Consider the following 17205-nt stretch of genomic DNA (forward strand, 5'->3'; position numbering starts at 1 on the left):
GTCCATCCGGTGATCAACAGGCGAAACCCTAGCGATCACCACCGACAAATCCGGCACGGCCCCCGGGGAGGTCAGCGCGGGGGTGCGAGGTACCGGCGGCCCGGTATCTGCTCGAAGATCAGGTTGGTCCGGGTCTGGGCCACCGCGGGGTGGGTGGTGAGGTGGTCGACGACGAAGTCGCGGAGGGCCTCGGGACCGGCGACGCCGACGTGGAGGAGGTAGTCGTCGGAGCCGGCCATGTGGAAGACGGCCAGGACGCCGGGCAGGTCGGGCGCGGTGCCGCGGAAGCTCTCGTTCTGCTCGCGGGTGTGGGCGCGGAGCCGGACGGAGATCATCGCCTGGAGCGGCAGGCCGATCGCGGCGGGGTCGACCTCGGCGCGGAAGGCGCGGATGATGCCACGCTCCTGGAGTGCGCGGACGCGGGCCAGGCAGGTGGAGGGGGCGATGCCCACCGTCTCGGCCAGGGCGTTGTTCGGGAGGCGAGCGTTGTCGGCCAGCGCGCGGATGATCGCCCGGTCCACGTCGTCGATGGGCGCCCTCCGGGCCTGCGGATTGTTCGGCATACCTGCCAGGATCCCATCCGTTTTCGTTGATGTGCAAGATTTGATCAGCTTCTGCCGAATTTTGTTCGAGCAAGCTTCCGTAAAGCGCCGGAAAGTTCCATCCTTTCCGCGAGCGGCGAACGCCCTCAGCCCCCCACCGCCTGGAGTGTCCGCACCATGAGCCCGACCGCGTCCGCCACCTTCGCTCCGACGGCCACCGACCCGGGGCCGGAGCTGGACGGCGGTGACTTCGTGCTCCCCGCGGGCGGGCTGGACGACGAGCAGCGGCTGTGCGCGCTCGACACGGTGGACGAGTACCTGACGCGCAAGCGCAAGCACCTGGTCGGCTACCAGGCCACCCAGGACATGCAGGGCACCGCGCTCGACCTGGCCCGGTTCATGCCGAACAACATCAACAACCTCGGCGACCCGTTCCAGAGCGGCGGCTACAAGCCGAACACCAAGGTCATCGAGTGCGCCGTCCTCGACTACTACGCGACCCTGTGGAACGCGAAGCGCCCGCACGACCCCGCCGACCCCGAGTCGTACTGGGGCTACATGCTGTCCATGGGCTCGACCGAGGGCAACATGTACGCGCTCTGGAACGCCCGCGACTACCTGAGCGGCAAGGCGCTGATCCAGCCGCCGACGGCCCCGTTCGACGCCCTGCGCTACGTCAAGGCCGCGCCCGACCGGAGCAACCCGAACGCCCACCACCCGGTGGCCTTCTACTCCGAGGACACCCACTACTCCTTCGCCAAGGCCGTCCGCGTGCTGGGCGTCGAGACCTTCCACGCCGTCGGCCTGGAGAAGTACGCGGACGAGTGCCCGCTGGTCGACCCGGTGACGGGGCGGCGCGAGTGGCCCACCGAGGTGCCGTCCCGCCCGGGCCCGTCGGGCCTGCCCTGGGACGGGCCGGGCGAGATAGACGTCGACGCGCTGGCGGCGCTGGTCGAGTTCTTCGCCGCCAAGGGGCACCCGATCTTCGTCAACCTCAACCTCGGCAGCACCTTCAAGGGCGCCCACGACAACGTGCGGGAGGTCTGCGAGCGCCTGCTGCCGATCTTCGAGCGGCACGGCCTGGTGCAGCGCGAGGTGGTGTACGGCACGGACCCGCAGACCGGCGAGCCGCTGGCCGACCTGCGCCGCGGCTTCTGGATCCACGTGGACGGCGCCCTCGGCGCCGGCTACGCGCCGTTCCTGCGGATGGCCTCGCAGGACCCGTCGTACGGCTGGACGCCGGAGACCGAGCTGCCGGAGTTCGACTTCGGGCTCACCCTGCCCACCGCCGAGTCCGGCGACGTCGACATGGTCTCCTCGATCGCCATGAGCGGCCACAAGTGGGCCGGCGCGCCGTGGCCCTGCGGCATCTACATGACGAAGGTGAAGTACCAGATCTCGCCGCCGTCCCAGCCCGACTACACGGGCGCGCCCGACACCACCTTCGCCGGCTCCCGCAACGGCTTCTCCCCGCTCATCCTCTGGGACCACCTGTCCCGGTACTCCTACCAGGACCAGGTGGACCGGATCCGCACCGCCCAGGAGCTCGCCGACTACCTGGAGCGGCGCCTGCTGGCCATGGAGCAGGAGCTCGGCGTCGAGCTCTGGCCGGCGCGCACCCCGGGCGCCGTCACCGTGCGGTTCCGCAAGCCCAGCCCCGAGCTGGTGGCGAAGTGGTCGCTGTCCTCCCAGGACGTCCTGACGGTGCCGGGCGACGAGTCCACCCGCCGCAGCTACGTGCACGTCTTCGTGATGCCCTCGGTCGACCGCGCCAAGCTGGACGCCCTCCTCGCCGAACTCGCCGAGGACCCGGCCATCCGTGCGTACACCCCCTGACGGTCGCTGACCGGCCCGTGACGCGCAGCTGCCGACCCGGCCGCCGCGGTTCCGCTACGGTCCGGTAGCGTCACGGATCTCACATGCGCTCAGCCCCGGCCCGGCGCAGACGAATCCGGGCCGGACCGGCGGAGCGGTGAGCCCCACCTCACTGTGCACACGTCTACAGGGAGCTACATCGTGCATTCTCCGCGCCGGACCCTTCCGGCCCTCGCCGCCCTCGGCATAGCCGTCGGCGCCCCGCTCCTGACCGCCGGCACCGCGCACGCCGAGGGCGTGCGCTGCGGCGACGCCGCCGTGCAGTACTCGGTCGACGGCGGCAAGAACTGGATCAACGGCGGCCGGATGTCCGAGCCGCACGGCGTCATCGAGGTCCGGCTGACCGGTGAGTCGCAGGACGGCTGCGACTACAAGGTCTCGCTGGCCTCCTACAGCACCGAGGGCCCGACCTGGGCCACCTCGGGCACCCAGACCTTCCTCGGCTGGGCGACCGCCACGCTCAACCACGGGAACCGGCAGGCGACCCTGGACGTCACCGCCCACCTGCCGAAGTGCTTCGGCCAGATCGACCTGTACAACGGCGACAAGAAGTTCGACGGGGTCGCCAACCCGGCGCCGAAGTACCCGCACGGGGTCTTCCCGGACAACCTGATCTCGGCCTGGAACGGCGGCCACGCCTGCGCGCCGACCCCGACCGGCACGCCGACCGTCCCGGTGCCGACCGCCACGGCCTCGGTGACCCCGAGCCCCACGGCCACGGCCACCGCCACGCCGCAACCGACCGCGTCGCCCACGGCCACCACCACGGCCACGGCCACCGCGAAGCCGTCGACCTCGGCGACTCCGTCGGCCACCCCGAGCCAGGCGGCCACCCCGTCCGCGCCGGCCCCGTCCGCCTCGACGGACTCGGCCGGTCCGGTCGGCACGCCCACGGTCAAGCCGGTCTCGACGACGCCCGCCGAGACCCTGGCCAGCACCGGTGGCAACAGCGGCCAGATGATCGCCTACGCCGCCGGTGGCGCCGCGCTGCTCGCGGTCGGCGCTGGCGCGCTGGTGGTCTCCCGCCGCCGGGCCTCCCGCCGCTGACGCGGTATCGGAGCAGAAGCGTTCGGACGCCCGCGGTCCTCGGACCGCGGGCGTCCGTCCGTTCCCGCCGGCCGCTCAGGCCACCGGGCGGCAGAGCAGCGCGTCCGGGACGCCGCCGTGCAGCCAGCGCCAGGTCATGGCCACGCCCGCGACGTACTCGCCGGAGGCGCACTGGCCCTTGTAGTACCCCGGTGCCCAGTCGCTGGCCGCGGAGTCGGCGCCGGTGGAGGCCGGAGGCCGGTTGTCGCCGTGTTCGAACCAGAGCACCCGTGCCGTCGCCGGCAGAGCTGTGGCCGCCGGTGCGCACAGCAGCGACGCCATCGCGTTGTTGTGGACGCCGTAGCCGACGGCGAGGTGGCCGGCCGGGCACTGGAGCTTGTTGTAGCCGGAGGCCCAGTCGCCGTCGGTGACGTAGCGTTCGTCGGTCACGGTGACCCACTCGCCCGGGCCGGCGGCGGGCTGCCCGGCGTCGGTGCACAGGCCGCGGCTGTCGCTGCGGCCGAGGCCTATCAGGCGCTGGCCGTCGGGGCAGTCACCCTTGCGGTTGCCGCTGCTCCAGTCGGGCAGGGCGAGCATGTGCCGGGACACGTTCTGGTCGGTGTGGTCGAGGTCGAGCAGGTTCCAGCGCGGAGCCTCGGGCACCGGGCCGGTGTAGGACGGGGCGGTGACCAGCCGGTTCCAGGCGTCGGCGCGCCAGTCGCCCGGGTCCTCGATGCTGAGCCGCCGGCCGGCCCGGTCGTAGTGGAGCAGTGCCCAACTGTCCTGCGGCACGCCGCCGTTGTGCCAGCCGACCAGCGGCCAGACGGCGAAGTCGGTGTCGTGGGCGGCGAGGATCGCGGTGAAGTCGTCGAGCCAGGCGTGTTCCTTGGCGTCGGTCGAGCCGCGTCCGCCCGCGCCGAACTCGCTGATCCAGACGGGCGCGGTGAAGTGCTGCCCGGAGCGGGTGACGAAGAGCGCCTCCTCGTCGACCACGGCGGCCAGCTGTTCGGGCGTCAGGTCCTGGTAGCGCGGGTCGCCGGTGGCCCCCATCCCGCTGCTCGCGCCGGTGTTGGCCGAGCCGGTGTAGGCGTAGAAGTGCGCCGAGTAGACCAGTTTGCCGGAGTCGATCAGGGTGTTGGAGAGCGTGGCGACCGGCTTGAGCATCGGACGGCCGTGGGGGAGGCCGGCCAGCGGGATGCCCTGCCAGTTGATGCCCTCCATGATGATCAGCAGGTCGGGGTCGGCCTGGAGGATCCGGTTGCCCGCCTCCTCGAAGGCGGCGTACTCGTCGTGGCCGTCGCCCATGCCCCAGTTGGGGTCGTCCCAGACGTCGCGGCGGACCTCGTTGCGCAGGTCGGCGCCGACGACGCGCTGGTTCGCCCGGTACCGGTTCGCCATGAACAGCCAGTCCTCCACCCACTGCCCGGTGGACTGGCTGCTGTTCCAGCGCTCGTTGCCGTCCAGGCCGCAACAGAACCGGTAGGTGGTGGTGTGGTTGTTGAGGATGACGGCGAACCCGTCGGCGGTGAGGGCCGCCACGACGGCGTCGTAGACCTGGAGCGGAGTGCTGCCGCGCAGCTGCGGGTTGGCGGCGACGGCGGCGTCCGGCACGACCGTGGTGTCGCGGATCATCGCGTCCGCGAAGGGCAGCCGGACGCTGTTGAGCCCGAGGCTGTGGAAGCCGGCCAGGATCTCGGCCAGCGGAGCCCGATCGAGGCCGAGCGGCAGGTTGTACGAGACCTGGCCGGCCTGGTTGTTCGCCGGGTCCGTGGTGGAGCCGCTGCCCTGCCACGTCCCCTGCGCGCCTGACCAGTTGCCCGACCGCAGCTTGAAGCGGTTGCCGGACGCGTCGACGACGTACCGCCCACGGGTGCTCAACGGCCCCGCCCACGAGGCCGCCAGCTGCGCGCCGGTCAGCGGTACGGGGGCGGCGGCCGGGCCCGGGTCCGCCGAGGCGGTTCCGGGTGGCACAACCGCCAACGCGGACAAGGCCATTGCGACGGACAGCAGACGGAACGCAAGCCTTCTCATGATGATCCCGAATCAGTGAGTGGTGGTGGATGCCGTTACGGGGTGAACTCGGCGATGTCGGACGCTCGGGCCGGATCCGGCCGGCTGGAACTCCCTTGGTGGACCACGTCGCTCCCCCGCTGTCCGGCGCATGCCATCTGAAAGCATGTCATCAGGCGAACGGGTGCCGAAGGCGTTCGACGCACGGATGGCCGCCGTCGGCCACCACATGCCAGCCCCCGCGCCGTGGTGGTCCCCACTCCCCGTCATAGCGTTCACTTCTCACCCATTGCAATGATCGGGGCAGTCGTCGTTGCGTTCCTTTCAGTGTCGTTGCAACACTTTCCTCGGTTCCACCTGCATAGATGCATATTTAGCGCAATGTACATGTTGCAAGATAGTGGAAAGCAACGTAGCGTTTCCGGAGTCGGAAACGCCAATGAAGGAGATTCACGATGGGACGGAACGACAGCGGCTTCTCCGAAGCAGGGCTGCGCAAGGTACGCGACGTGCTGGAGCGGCATGTGGAGTCCGGGAGGATTCCCGGAGTCGTCGCGTTGGTCGGCCGGGGCGATGAGACGCACGTCGAAGCGGTCGGGACGATGCGCCACGACGGTGGCGCACCGATGCGCCGGGACACGATCTTCCGGATGGCCTCGACGTCCAAGCCGGTCACAATGGCCGCGGCGATGGTCCTGCTGGACGAGTGCAGGCTGCGGCTGGACGACCTGGTGGAGCCGTGGTTGCCGGAACTCGCCGACCGGCGGGTGCTGAAGCGGATCGACGGCCCGCTGGACGACACCGAGCCGGCACGACGGCCGATCACCGTACGGGACGTGCTGACCTCCACGTTCGGGCTCGGCATGGATCTGACGTCGCTGGGCACTCCGATCATGAACGCGATCTTCGAGCAGGGGCTCACGCCCAATCTGCCGGAGCCGATGCCCGGGCCGGACGAGTGGATGCGCCGCCTCGGCACGCTCCCGCTGATGTCCCAGCCCGGAGAGCGCTGGCAGTACCACATCAGCAACGATCTGCTCGGTGTGCTCGTCGCCAGGGTCACGGGCCAGCCGTTCGGGACGTTCCTGCGCGAACGCGTCTTCGACCCGCTGGGGATGAAGGACACCGGTTTCCACGTGCCCGCCGACAAGATCGACCGGCTGCCGACCAACTACACCCCGGACCCGCGGACCGGGGAGTTCATCGTGTGGGACGAGGCGGCAGGCGGACGGTTCAGCCGGCCTCCGGCCTTCCAGGACGGAGGCGGCGGGCTGGTCTCCACCGTCGACGACTACCACGCCTACTTCCGGATGCTGCTCAACCACGGGATGCACGGGAGCGGACGGATCCTGTCCCGTCCCGCCGTCGAGCTGATGACCACCAACCGCCTCACGCCCGATCAGAACGCCGCCCGCACCGCCATGGCCCGCGACAACGTCCACGTGGGGTTCGGCCAGGGGCAGCACGGAGGCTGGGGCTTCGGGATGGCCGTGCGCACCTACCGCGGCGACTACGCGCCCGTCGGCCAGTTCGGCTGGGACGGCGGAACCGGCACCTCGACCTACGCCGACCCGGTCAACCGGCTCACCGGAATCCTGCTCACCCAGGTCGGGATGTCCACCCCGGACTCGGCGCGCCTCATCCACGACTTCTGGACCACGGTCTACCAGGCGATCGACGACTGACACCGGCAGGGTGCCAACGGACGTGGACGAGACGGGAATCGGCGGCGGCTTCCAGCTCGTTGGTGGCCGGTGACCAGCACGGGCCCGGCCGAGCAGACGGTCACCTCCGGGGTGTCCGGAGCGATGACGAGGTAGCAGCAGGTGACGAGCTGGTCCGGGACATCCAGACCGGCGACGACCGTGCTGGGCGCGTATATGAGATGTAGATGGGGCCCTGCGACAGTCGGTCTCAGAACAACTCGCAAGCCAGGTGCCGTCCACGGGCTCCTGGACGAACAGACAGGGGTCTCCCGTGCAGCGCATCCAGAAGTCGGTCATGCACCGTCTGGCCTTCATCGTTCCCGCCGCCCTGGCCGCCGTCCTGGCCATTGCGGGAACCGTGGCCGGCGCGACCCACTCCGGTGACGCGCGACCGGCTTCCGCGGCCGACCGGCCCGGCAAGGCCATCGGGCACACCGAGTTCAACACCAAGGCCTGACGGCACCCGGGCGCGGGCGGGCGGTGGGGCCGGTGCCGTTCCTCCCGGCGACACCGCTCGCCGACCGGAACGACGACCCGGCCTCCGTCCCGCGGGACGGAGGCCGCCGACGGGACCCAGGAAAGGGCCGCCTGCTGCGATCTCCCGCTCAGGTCGCCGGGTTCGGGGTGGCGGCGGTGTCCACGATCAGGCGCGCCTGTGCGGCCTCGGGCAGTCCGGCCCGGGTGAAGACCGCCAGCGCCTCGCGGGAATGTGCCAGCGCATCGTCACGGTGACCGGCGTCGAGCGAGACGCGGGCGTGGATCAGCAGGGCGTAGCCCTGGTCGCGGTCGCGGTCGGGTACGGTCCGAAGATGGGCGACCGCCTTGGCCGCCGCGTCGAGCGCGGGCTCGGTGAGGCCGAGATCGTTCAGGGTGGCCGCGCACCGGTAGCGCGCCTGTGCCTGCTGGCCCGGGATCCGCACGGCCTCGCAGAGGTCGAGGCACTCCTCGTAGCTGGCCAGCGCCTCGTGCAGGCGGCCCAGTTCGTGCAGGGCCTGGCCGCGGACGCACAGCGCGTGTGCGACACCGTGGTGGTCCGCCAGCGCGCGCAGGGCCTCCAGCGCCTCCTCGCAGGCGGGCAGTGCCTCGTCGGCGCGGCCGCCGCGGATCCTGGCCAGTGCGGCGTTGAGTGTGATGGTCAGTGCGCCCGAGCGGTGCCCCTGCTCCCGGGCCAGTGCGAGCGCCTGGTCGAAACACTCGGCCGCTTCGTCGTAGCGCTGCTCGAACTGGGCGATGACGCCCAGGTCGTTGTACGCCTGCTGGAGGATGGCGCGGTCGCCGGCCCGGCGGCACGCGTCCACCGCCAGGTGGGAGTTGGTGCGCGCCCGGGTCAACTGGGTGGCCTGGAGGGCCGCGTTGCCGCAGATGAAGCGGGCGCGCCCGGCCGCGCGGTGGTTCCCGCTCAGCGTGGCGGCCCGGGCGAGCGTCTCGGCGGTGACGGCTATGCGTGCGTACGGGATGTCCTGGCCGAACGAGCTGAGGGCCACCAGGAGGTCGGCGGCCACCGTCAGCAGTTCCGTTTCGGCGTCGCCCTGCCGTCGGAGCACGAGCTGGACGGCATGGAGGGCGAAGTCGAACTCCGCGACGACCCAGGCCCTGGCCTCGGCCAGGTCCCCGAGCCGTGCGTCGCCCGGCTCCGCGGCCGTGGCGGTGATCGTGCTGTGCACCGGGTCCCCGGGCACGATCCACTGGAAGGCCTCGGCGGCCATACCCATCAGGTGGTGGAGCAGGCGGCGCTGCACCGCGGAGTCCGCTTCGTCCGGGGCAGTGGTGTCCGGTCCGGTCAGGTTCAGCGCGAAGTCCCGGCCGAGCTCGTGGTGCCGGTACCGGCCCGGTTCCGGCGATTCGAGCAGCGCGGCGTCGACCAGCGCTTCCAGCAGCGTCTCCGCGTCCGCCTCCGCCAGGTCCAGCGCCGCGGCCGCTGCGGCCAGGCCGATGCTCGGCCGGGCCACGGAGGCCAGCTGACGGAACACCGCCGCCTGACCGTCCGTCAGCTGGCGGTAGCCGAGTTCGAAGACGGCGGCGACCGCCAGGTCGTCGGCCCGCAGCTCGGCCAGCCGTCGACGCTGGTCGGCCAGCCGGACCACGAGGTGCGCCACCGTCCAGCCCGGCCGGGCCGCCAGCCGTGCGGCCACGATGCGCACCGCGAGCGGCAGGTGGGCGCACGCGCCGACCAGCGCGGCCGCGGCGGACTCCTCCCGGTCCACCCGCTCCGGGCCCACGATCTGCCGCAGCAGGGCCAGGGCCTCCGCCGGGCTGAACTCCGTCAGCTGGACGTGGCTGCCCGACAACAGGCCGGCCAGGCGAGCCCGGCTGGTCACCACCACCGCGCAGTGGGCGGACCCCGGAAGCAGGGGCTTGACCTGGGCGGTGTCGCGCGCATCGTCGAGCAGCAGGAGCACCCGGCGTCCGTCGAGGACCGTACGGAACAGCCGGGCCCGGTCCTCCAGCGAACCGGGTACCTCCCGCCGGGGCACCCCCAGGGCGGACAGGAGACTGGCCAGGACCGTTCCCGGATCGGCCGGGTCCGTGCTGGTGCCGCGCAGGTCGGCGTAGAGCTGGCCGTCGGGGTACTCCTCCTTGACCCGATGCGCCACCCGCAGGGCCAGTGCGCTCTTGCCGATACCGCCCATCCCGCTCACGGTGGCGACGGCCAGGGCGGTACGGTCCCGGTCGGCGAGGGCGTCCGACAGGGCGGTGAGCTCGGCGGTCCGGCCGGTGAAGTCGGCGATTCCGGCGGGGAGTTGGGCCGGCCGGACGAAGGGGGCCGGTCCCTGCTCGCCGGCTTCGCCGGCCTCCGCCCGCGCCGGCGCGGCCCCGGTGGCGGCGGGTGCCCGTACCGTCGCGACCAGTTCGGGGTCGCAGGCCAGGATCCGGCCGTGCAGCGCGCGGAGTTCGGGGCCCGGGTCCAGGCCGAGTTCGTCGGCCAGCACCTCGCGCGCCCTGCCGAACACCGCCAGAGCGTCGCCCTGGCGCCCGGCGGCGTACAGCGCGCGCATCAGGAGCCCGTACGGCCGCTCGCGCAGCGGCTCCTCGCGGATGAAGCCGGTCAGTTCGGGGACCACCTGGGCGTGCCGCCCCAGCGCGACGTCGACGTCGAAGCGCTCTTCCAGCAGGTGGAGGCGCAGCTCGGACAGGCGGGAGCGCTGGTTCTGCGCGAACGGCCCCGGCACCCCCGCCAGCGGCTCGCCCCGCCACAGCGAAACGGCCTCGGCCAGCGACTCGGCGGCCGCGTCGTAGCGGCCCGCCTCGCGAGCGCGCGCCGCGTCGGCGGCCAGCTGTTCGGCCCGGAGCGCGTCGACCGACGTCGGCGGCACCAAGAGCCGGTACCCGTCGTTCGCGGACGCCAGCACCTGCGGGTCGCGGCCACCGGCCTCCAGGAGCTTGCGCAACCGCCACACGTACGTCCGCAGGATCATCACCGCGGAATCCGGCGCCGCCTCGCCCCACACGGCGGTGATCAGCTCGTGCAGGGGAACCACATGGCCCGAGCGGAGAGCCAGTGCGGCCAGGGTCGCCTGCTGCTGCGGCGGACCACCGGACATGACGGACCCGCCGATGCGGATGCCCACGGATCCGAGCACGAAGAATTCCACAGTCCCCCCGGGGCCGCGCGGCTCTCATCGGCGTCTGGTGTCCACGCCGGTGTACGGAACGTCATCCTAAGGGGCAAGATCATGACATTCACTGTCGGGCGGGGTCACACCCAGCCGAGCCGGGCCGCGCGCAGGCCCGCCTCGAAGCGGCTGCGGGCGCCGAGCCGCTCGATGAGCGCCGCCATGATCCGCCGGGCGGTGCGGGCCGAGATGTGCAGTTGGCCCGCGGCGGACTCGTCGGTGTGGCCCTGCGCCAGCAGGGCGAGGAGGGAACGTTCCTGCTCACTCGGCACGTACGAGGCGTCGGAGGGGTCGCTGCCGAGCGGTACGGCCGCTCCCCACTCCCGCTCGAACAGGGCGAGCAGCGGGGCGATCATGCCCGGCGCGGAGAGGAAGAGTGCGCCCTTGCGGCTGTCCGCGGGGTCGATCGGCACCAGGGCGTACGTCCGGTCGACCACCACCATGCGGGTCGGCAGCGCGGCGGCCGTACGGAACTCACCGCCCTGCCCGACCAGCGCGCGGGTGTAACGCAGGGTAGCGGCGTCGCCGCGGACGGAGTCCAGGCCGATGGTGCGGATCGCCACGCCGCGCTGCAGGACGAGGGCGTCGTTGCGCACGGCGGCCTCCAGCGAGGCGGGGGACTGGGGCCCGCCGGGCATGAAGGTCAGGATCTCGTCCCCAGCCTCCAGGGCCAGACGCTCCAATCGCCCCTGCACCGAGTCGAGTCCGGCCAGTCGCTCGACACCGTCCGCCTGCTGGGCGCCGCCGCCCGCGCCGGCCAGGATCCTGATCAGGGCCTGCTGGCTGCCCGCCGCCTGGCGGTGGCTGCGGACCAGTTCCTCGTGCTGCTGCTCCAGTAGCCGCTTCATCCCGAGGACCGGGTCCACGACGGTGAACCTGCTGGGTGCCTCGAAGGACGCCTGGACCAACTGCAGCGCGAACAGCCTGTCAAGGCAGTCGCGGATGCGGTCGGGCTCGACGTCCAGCTTGGCCGCGAGCTCGTCCACGCCCAGCGCCGTGTGGCTGAGCATCTCTTCGTAGACTGTCTGATCCAGCGTCTCCAGGCAGAGCGTCACGGACATCGCCTTCCCTCCTGCGGTCACCCCGTGGTTCTGCGAGCAGCCTGCACGCCGGCCATCTACGAGAGATACATGCCCGGCTCTACGCAGGTGAGCGGGTGTCACAAAGCGGCCTGGACGTTTTTGCCGGTCCTGAACCTGTTCCCCGGAGGAAGCCGGCCGGCGAGGATGGACACGTCGCTCCGGCAGGCGCCGGACGCCCGCCGGGTGCTCACCCGGCCACCTCTCTCCCACTTCTGACGAGGGCACCGCCATGACTTCTCGCATCCACGTCGTCCGTGCGGCCTGCGCCGCTGCCATCGTCCTGGCGACCGCCGCCGGCTGGCAGTCCGGTGGGCAGTCCGGTGGGGATGAGCACCCGCAGGTGCGCGCCACGGGGGCGCTTCACGCCGCAGCACCGGCCGTGGCCGCCCACGGCCTCATCTGGGACTGACGCAGCCCGGCGTGGAGCTGACCCTCATCGCCCTCACCCCTGCCGACCCGGTCGCGGTCCGCCTGCCGGACCGCCGCCGCATCGTCGACCTGCTCTGGGCCGCGGCAGCCCCCGGGGAGCGCCTGGAGCACGTCAGTGTGCAGGTCAACCCGCGCGGCATCCGCCTCGGGATGTTCGCCGTGGCGACACCCGAACTGACCGCCAGAGCCGCCGCGCTGGCCATCTGCCGGCGAGCGCTCGCGACCTCCCCTCCGCTCAGCGGCTGGCGCATCGCCGGCGAACCATCCCTTCGACAAGACGTCATCCGCAACACGACGCGACAGGAGCATCCGTGACGAACCCCTTCGAGGACGAGGAAGCCACCTACCTCGTCCTGGTCAACGAGGAGAACCAGCACTCCCTGTGGCCCGCCTCGCTCGCGGTCCCCGCGGGCTGGACGGTCACCCACGGCCCGGCCGGACGGCAGGACTGCCTGGACCACATCGAGAACACCTGGACCGACCTGCGCCCGGCGAGCCTGATCGCCGCCCTCAAGGAGGCGTGATCCGATGCCGATCCAGCGCACGGCCCGTCGCCGGCACTACCTGATGTGCCGCCCCTCCCACTTCACCGTCGACTACCGCATCAACCCGTGGATGGATCCGGCCAAGCCGACCGACACGGCGCTGGCCGTCCTGCAGTGGGAGCGGCTGTACGCCCTCTTCCAGGAGCTCGGTCACACCGTCGAACTGGTGGAGCCCGTACCCGGTCTGCCCGACATGGTCTACGCCGCCAACGGTGCCACGGTGCTGAACGGCCGCGTTCTGGTAGCCAACTTCCGGCACGCCGAACGAGCCGCAGAGGCGCCCGCCTACCAGGCGTGGTTCGAGCGCAACGGCTACACCGAGGTGCACGCCGCCCGCCACGTCAACGAGGGCGAGGGCGACTACCTGGTCGCCGGCGACCGCATCCTGGCCGGCACCGGTTTCCGTACCCACCGGGCCGCGCACGCCGAGGCCGAGCACGTGCTCGGCGCCCCGGTCGTGAGCCTCACCCTGGTGGACCCGCGCTTCTACCACCTGGACACCGCGCTCGCCGTGCTCGACGACGACGAGATCATGTACTTCCCGGGAGCCTTCTCGGCGGAGTCCCGCGCGACCCTGCGCGAGCTGTACCCCGACGCGCTCATCGCCACCGAGGCCGACGCCGAGGCGTTCGGGCTGAACGCGGTCTCCGACGGGCGCCACGTGCTGCTGTCCCAGACCGCGCGCGACCTCGCGGACCGGTTGGCCGAGCGCGGCTTCGAGCCGATCGGCGTCGACCTCTCCGAGCTGTTCAAGGGCGGCGGCAGCGTCAAGTGCTGCACCCTGGAGCTGCGTCACGCCGCACCGGCCCCGGGCGGTGCGCAGTGACCGACGCACCGACGAACGGCTCACCGGTGGGCGGCGGCGCCCTCGACTGGCACACGGAGCCGGGTGCCCCCGCCACCGTCCAGGCACCCGAGCTGGCCGACGCGGCCGAAGCCCGCGCCTGGCTCGCGGACCACCACGGCGAGCTCCGGGCCGGACTGCACCGGTACGGGGCGGTGTACCTGCGCGGACTGCCGGTGCACAGCGTGGAGGACTTCGCCCTGGTCCGCGACGAGCTGATCCCGCGGGCGACCCCGTACCGGGAGAAGGCCACTCCGCGCAGCGACTTCGGCGGCGGGGTCTTCTCCTCCACGGACCTGCCCGCCGGGCAGGCGATCAGGCCGCACAACGAGAACAGCTACACCCTGACCTTTCCGGGGCTGCTGCTCTTCGGTTGCCTGACCGCGCCCGAGGAGGGCGGTGCCACCCCGGTCGCCGACTGCCGCGAGGTGCTGCGCACCCTTCCGGCCGAGCTGGTCGAGCGGATGCGCGCATCCGGCTGGATCCTGACCCGTAACTACTCGGAAAGCCTCTCGGTCGCCTGGCAGTCCGCGTTCGGGACGGAGCTCCCCGATCAGGTCGAGCGGTACTGCGCCGAGAACCACATCTCCTGCACCTGGGGTGCGGACGGCCGGCTGCGCACCAGCCAGGTGCGGCCCGGGATCATCCGGCACCCGCACACCGGGGAGGACGTGTGGTTCAACCACCTGGCGTTCTGGAGCCAGTTCTCCCTGGACGGCGAGATCCGCGACGTCCTGCTGGACGAACTCGGGCCGGACGGGCTGCCGTTCAACACCGGGCTCGGTGACGGCATCCCGCTGACCGCGGCGGACCTGGAGACCGTCAACACCGCGTACGAGAACGCCACCGTGCGCCGCGCCTGGCAGCCGGGCGACCTCCTGCTGGTCGACAACATCCTGACCGCGCACGCCCGCGACCCCTTCCGGGGTGAGCGCCGGATCGTGGTCGCCATGGGCGAGCCGATCTCGGTGTACGACTGCGCACCGACCGTCGCCCCGAGCGCGACTGCCGCCACGGCGGTGTCCCGTGGTTGACCCGCAGGCCCTGGTGGGCCGATTCCTGCAGAGCGTCCGGTCGTTCCCGGACCGGGCCGCGGTGCACGGCGCCGACGGGACCCTCACCTTCGCCGAACTGGGCGAGCGCACGGCCCGGCTGGCCGGGGCGCTGCGCGCGCTCGGCATCGGCCGTGGCGACCGGGTGGGGGTGAGCGTGCCCAGGGGAGCGGACTGGGTCGTGGCCCCGCTGGCCGTCTGGCGGGCGGGCGCCGCCTACGTGCCGCTCGATCCGGCGTACCCCGACGATCGGCTCGCCTTCGTCGCCGCCGACGCGGGACTGCGCGCGGTGGTCTCGGACACGGGCCGGCCCTCGTGGGCGGACGGACTACCGGTGCTGAGCTCCCACCAGCCGGACCGGCCCGGCGAGGAACCGCACGACGGCGTGGGCGACTCGCGCGCCCCGGCGTACGTCATCTACACCTCGGGGTCGACCGGACGCCCCAAGGGGGTGGAGGTCGCGCACGGGAGCGTCGCCGCACTGGTGGCGGGCCTGGAGGAGCGCGGCGTCTACCCGGCCGGGCACCGGGTGGTCGGATGGAACGCCAGCCTGTCCTTCGACGCGTCCGTGCAGCAGTGGGTCCGGGTCTGCCGGGGCGACACCCTGGTCGTCCTGACCGACGAGGACCGCACCGACCCCGGCCGGCTGGACGCGCTGCTCGACGAGCACGCCGTGACGGACCTCGACTTCACCCCGTCCCACTGGCAGCTGGTCGGTCCGCGGCTGCGGCCCGGTCGGGCCCTGCGGCTGCTGCTCGGCGGCGAGCCGGTGCCCGAGCGGCTGTGGCGGTCGCTGGCCCGGGCGGAACTGCTGGAGGCGTGGAACCTCTACGGTCCGACCGAATGCACCGTCGACGCCACCGCGACCCGGATCACCGGCGACGCACCGCGCCTCGGCGACGGCCTGGCCCATGTGCGCGCCCATGTGCTCGACGAGGCGCTGAGGCCCGCCACCAGGGGAGAGCTGTACCTGGCGGGTCCGGCCGTGGCCGTCGGGTACGTCGGGCGGCCGGGACTGACCGCCGAGCGGTTCGTCGCGGATCCCTTCGCCGCCGACGGCACCCGGATGTACCGCACCGGGGACGAGGTCCGGCGCCGGCCGGACGGCACGCTGGAGTTCCTCGGCCGCACCGACCGCCAGATCAAGATCCGCGGCTTCCGGGTGGAGCCCGGCGAGCTGGAGGACCGGCTGCGCGTTCACCCCCAGGTCACCGCCGCCGTCGCCGCGCCGCGCTCGGGCCCGGACGGGGACGCCTTCCTCGCGGCCTACTACGTCCTGGCGCCGGAAGGGACGGTGAGCGGCGACGAACTGCGCGCCCACTGTGCCGCCGGGCTGCCCGGACACCTCGTACCGTCCGCCCTCGTACGGATGGACGCGCTGCCCCTGACCCCCAACGGCAAGGTGGACACCGCCGCGCTGCCCGCCGTCACCTCGGTGCCGGACACCGCCGGACGGTCCCCCGAGACCGAGCTCGAACAGCTGATCGCCGGAGTCTGGGCCGATGTGCTCGGCCGTGACACCGTCCACGCGGACGAGAACTTCTTCGCCCTCGGCGGCCACTCGCTGGTGGCGCTGCGGGTGGTCTCCCGCCTCAAGCGGGACGCCGGGATCGTGCTGCGGACCAAGGACGTCTACCGGTTCCCCCGGCTGAGGGACCTGGCCCGCCACGCGGAGTCGGTCCGTGCGGAAGCGGCCTCGTGAGCGCCCCGGACACCACCGTGGTGCGGCTGAAGAGCAGCCTGGACCCGGCCCGCACCCTGGTGTGCCTCGGCTTCTGCGGCGGCGGCACCGCGACCTACCACTCCTGGATCCCGGTGCTGCCGGACGACGTCGACCTGGTGGCGATCTGCTATCCGGGGCGCGAAGGCCGCTTCGCCGAGGAGTGCGCGCAGACGTGGAGCGAGCTCGCGGCGGACACCGCGCAGGGCGTCGCCTCGGTCGCGGCGCAGGGGCCGTACGTCCTGTTCGGCCACAGCATGGGCGGCTGGATGGCCTTCGACGTCACCGCCCGGCTCGCGGCGGCGGGCGCCCCCGCGCCACAGGCACTGGTCGTCTCCGCCTGCAACGCCCCGGACCGGGGGGTGACCGACCGGGACCGGTTCCTGGCCCAGGGACAGCGCGACGACGAACTCCTCGACTGGATGCGAACCCACGGCCTGCTGCCCGATCACGTTCTCGACGAACCCGAACTCACCGAGATGGCAGTGGAGTTGATGCGCGCCGACCTGCGCGCCCGGGACACCTTCCACTACACCCCGGGGACCCGGGTCGACGTGCCGCTCCAGGTGTTCTCCGGCGACCGGGATCCGGTGATCGGGGCGGATGTCGGCTCCCGCTGGGCGGGCCTGACCGACGGCGCGTTCCGCCACGACGTCCTGCCGGGAGGCCACTTCTACACGCCCGAGGTCTGGCGCGACCTCCCGACCCGGATCGCCTCGCTCACGTCTCCCGCCACCGCCGCCCTCTGACGAACGGCTCA

At 72.3% G+C, this 17205-nt stretch carries 15 protein-coding genes; 11 read left to right on the top strand and 4 right to left on the bottom strand.

The window, feature by feature from the left end; genetic code table 11:
* Positions 1-71: 71 nt before the first annotated feature.
* Complete coding sequence (locus tag F7Q99_RS26810; protein WP_153465481.1) at positions 72-563, bottom strand: Lrp/AsnC family transcriptional regulator; 492 nt, start codon at positions 561-563, stop codon at positions 72-74.
* Between the two features lie 156 nt (positions 564-719).
* Here F7Q99_RS26810 and F7Q99_RS26815 point away from each other — a divergent pair, with 156 nt between their 5' ends.
* Together F7Q99_RS26815 and F7Q99_RS26820 are read left to right on the top strand one after the other, a co-directional pair.
* Complete coding sequence (locus F7Q99_RS26815) at positions 720-2378, top strand: PLP-dependent aminotransferase family protein (RefSeq protein ID WP_153465483.1); 1659 nt, start codon at positions 720-722, stop codon at positions 2376-2378.
* A gap of 180 nt (positions 2379-2558) precedes the next feature.
* On the top strand, positions 2559-3464 hold the full coding sequence (locus F7Q99_RS26820) for a hypothetical protein (RefSeq protein ID WP_153465484.1): 906 nt from the start codon (positions 2559-2561) through the stop codon (positions 3462-3464).
* Positions 3465-3539: 75 nt separating this feature from the next.
* Here the strand turns inward: F7Q99_RS26820 and F7Q99_RS26825 are convergent, their stop codons facing one another.
* The gene (locus F7Q99_RS26825; protein WP_407697876.1) at positions 3540-5438 is read right to left on the bottom strand and encodes a glycoside hydrolase family 5 protein; all 1899 of its coding nucleotides are present in this window, start codon (positions 5436-5438) and stop codon (positions 3540-3542) included.
* Positions 5439-5908: 470 nt separating this feature from the next.
* Here F7Q99_RS26825 and F7Q99_RS26830 point away from each other — a divergent pair, with 470 nt between their 5' ends.
* Positions 5909-7138, top strand: a complete 1230-nt coding sequence (locus F7Q99_RS26830; RefSeq protein WP_153465487.1) for a serine hydrolase domain-containing protein — start codon at positions 5909-5911, stop codon at positions 7136-7138.
* Positions 7139-7430: 292 nt separating this feature from the next.
* On the top strand, positions 7431-7616 hold the full coding sequence (locus F7Q99_RS26835; RefSeq protein ID WP_153465489.1) for a hypothetical protein: 186 nt from the start codon (positions 7431-7433) through the stop codon (positions 7614-7616).
* A gap of 148 nt (positions 7617-7764) precedes the next feature.
* On the opposite strand, the gene F7Q99_RS26840 is transcribed toward F7Q99_RS26835, so the two are convergent.
* Positions 7765-10740 carry an AfsR/SARP family transcriptional regulator gene (locus F7Q99_RS26840; protein ID WP_326847142.1) on the bottom strand — a complete coding sequence of 992 codons (2976 nt, stop codon included), beginning with the start codon at positions 10738-10740 and terminating at the stop codon, positions 7765-7767.
* Between the two features lie 116 nt (positions 10741-10856).
* Positions 10857-11834: a helix-turn-helix transcriptional regulator gene (locus F7Q99_RS26845; RefSeq protein ID WP_153465491.1), complete on the bottom strand. Its 978-nt coding sequence runs from the start codon at positions 11832-11834 to the stop codon at positions 10857-10859.
* Between the two features lie 250 nt (positions 11835-12084).
* Here F7Q99_RS26845 and F7Q99_RS40500 point away from each other — a divergent pair, with 250 nt between their 5' ends.
* The 7 genes from F7Q99_RS40500 to F7Q99_RS26870 are packed head-to-tail and all read left to right on the top strand — an operon-like array spanning position 12085 to position 17194.
* Entirely contained in the window at positions 12085-12264 is a 180-nt protein-coding gene (locus F7Q99_RS40500) for a hypothetical protein (RefSeq protein WP_195911272.1), read from the top strand.
* An 11-nt stretch (positions 12265-12275) separates the two neighbouring features.
* Positions 12276-12599 (top strand): hypothetical protein, encoded by a 324-nt coding sequence (locus F7Q99_RS41525; RefSeq protein ID WP_230210328.1) that lies wholly within the window; start codon positions 12276-12278, stop codon positions 12597-12599.
* Positions 12596-12808: an MbtH family protein gene (locus tag F7Q99_RS41530; protein ID WP_326847143.1), complete on the top strand. Its 213-nt coding sequence runs from the start codon at positions 12596-12598 to the stop codon at positions 12806-12808. Before F7Q99_RS41525 ends, F7Q99_RS41530 begins: the two co-directional genes overlap by 4 nt.
* Before the next feature lie 4 nt (positions 12809-12812).
* A complete protein-coding gene (gene ddaH, locus F7Q99_RS26855) occupies positions 12813-13655 on the top strand; it encodes a dimethylargininase (protein ID WP_153465494.1) in 843 nt (280 codons plus the stop codon).
* Positions 13652-14707, top strand: coding sequence for a TauD/TfdA family dioxygenase (locus F7Q99_RS26860; protein WP_326847144.1), 1056 nt, complete (start codon positions 13652-13654; stop codon positions 14705-14707). Before ddaH ends, F7Q99_RS26860 begins: the two co-directional genes overlap by 4 nt.
* The gene (locus F7Q99_RS26865) at positions 14700-16427 is read left to right on the top strand and encodes a non-ribosomal peptide synthetase (RefSeq protein ID WP_326847145.1); all 1728 of its coding nucleotides are present in this window, start codon (positions 14700-14702) and stop codon (positions 16425-16427) included. Before F7Q99_RS26860 ends, F7Q99_RS26865 begins: the two co-directional genes overlap by 8 nt.
* Positions 16424-17194, top strand: coding sequence for a thioesterase II family protein (locus F7Q99_RS26870; protein WP_326847146.1), 771 nt, complete (start codon positions 16424-16426; stop codon positions 17192-17194). The genes F7Q99_RS26865 and F7Q99_RS26870 overlap by 4 nt, the downstream gene beginning before the upstream one ends.
* Positions 17195-17205 lie beyond the last annotated feature (11 nt).

This window comes from Streptomyces kaniharaensis (assembly GCF_009569385.1).
Lineage (GTDB): Bacteria > Actinomycetota > Actinomycetes > Streptomycetales > Streptomycetaceae > Kitasatospora > Kitasatospora kaniharaensis.

Excerpts from the sequence above, each read along its gene's own strand:
- F7Q99_RS26810 (WP_153465481.1), bottom strand. The coding sequence starts at position 563 with ATGCCGAACAATCCGCAGGCCCGGAGGGCGCCCATCGACGACGTGGAC.
- F7Q99_RS26815 (WP_153465483.1), top strand. The coding sequence starts at position 720 with ATGAGCCCGACCGCGTCCGCCACCTTCGCTCCGACGGCCACCGACCCG.
- F7Q99_RS26825 (WP_407697876.1), bottom strand. The coding sequence starts at position 5,438 with ATGGCCTTGTCCGCGTTGGCGGTTGTGCCACCCGGAACCGCCTCGGCG.
- F7Q99_RS26830 (WP_153465487.1), top strand. The coding sequence starts at position 5,909 with ATGGGACGGAACGACAGCGGCTTCTCCGAAGCAGGGCTGCGCAAGGTA.
- F7Q99_RS26845 (WP_153465491.1), bottom strand. The coding sequence starts at position 11,834 with ATGTCCGTGACGCTCTGCCTGGAGACGCTGGATCAGACAGTCTACGAA.
- F7Q99_RS40500 (WP_195911272.1), top strand. The coding sequence starts at position 12,085 with ATGACTTCTCGCATCCACGTCGTCCGTGCGGCCTGCGCCGCTGCCATC.
- ddaH (WP_153465494.1), top strand. The coding sequence starts at position 12,813 with ATGCCGATCCAGCGCACGGCCCGTCGCCGGCACTACCTGATGTGCCGC.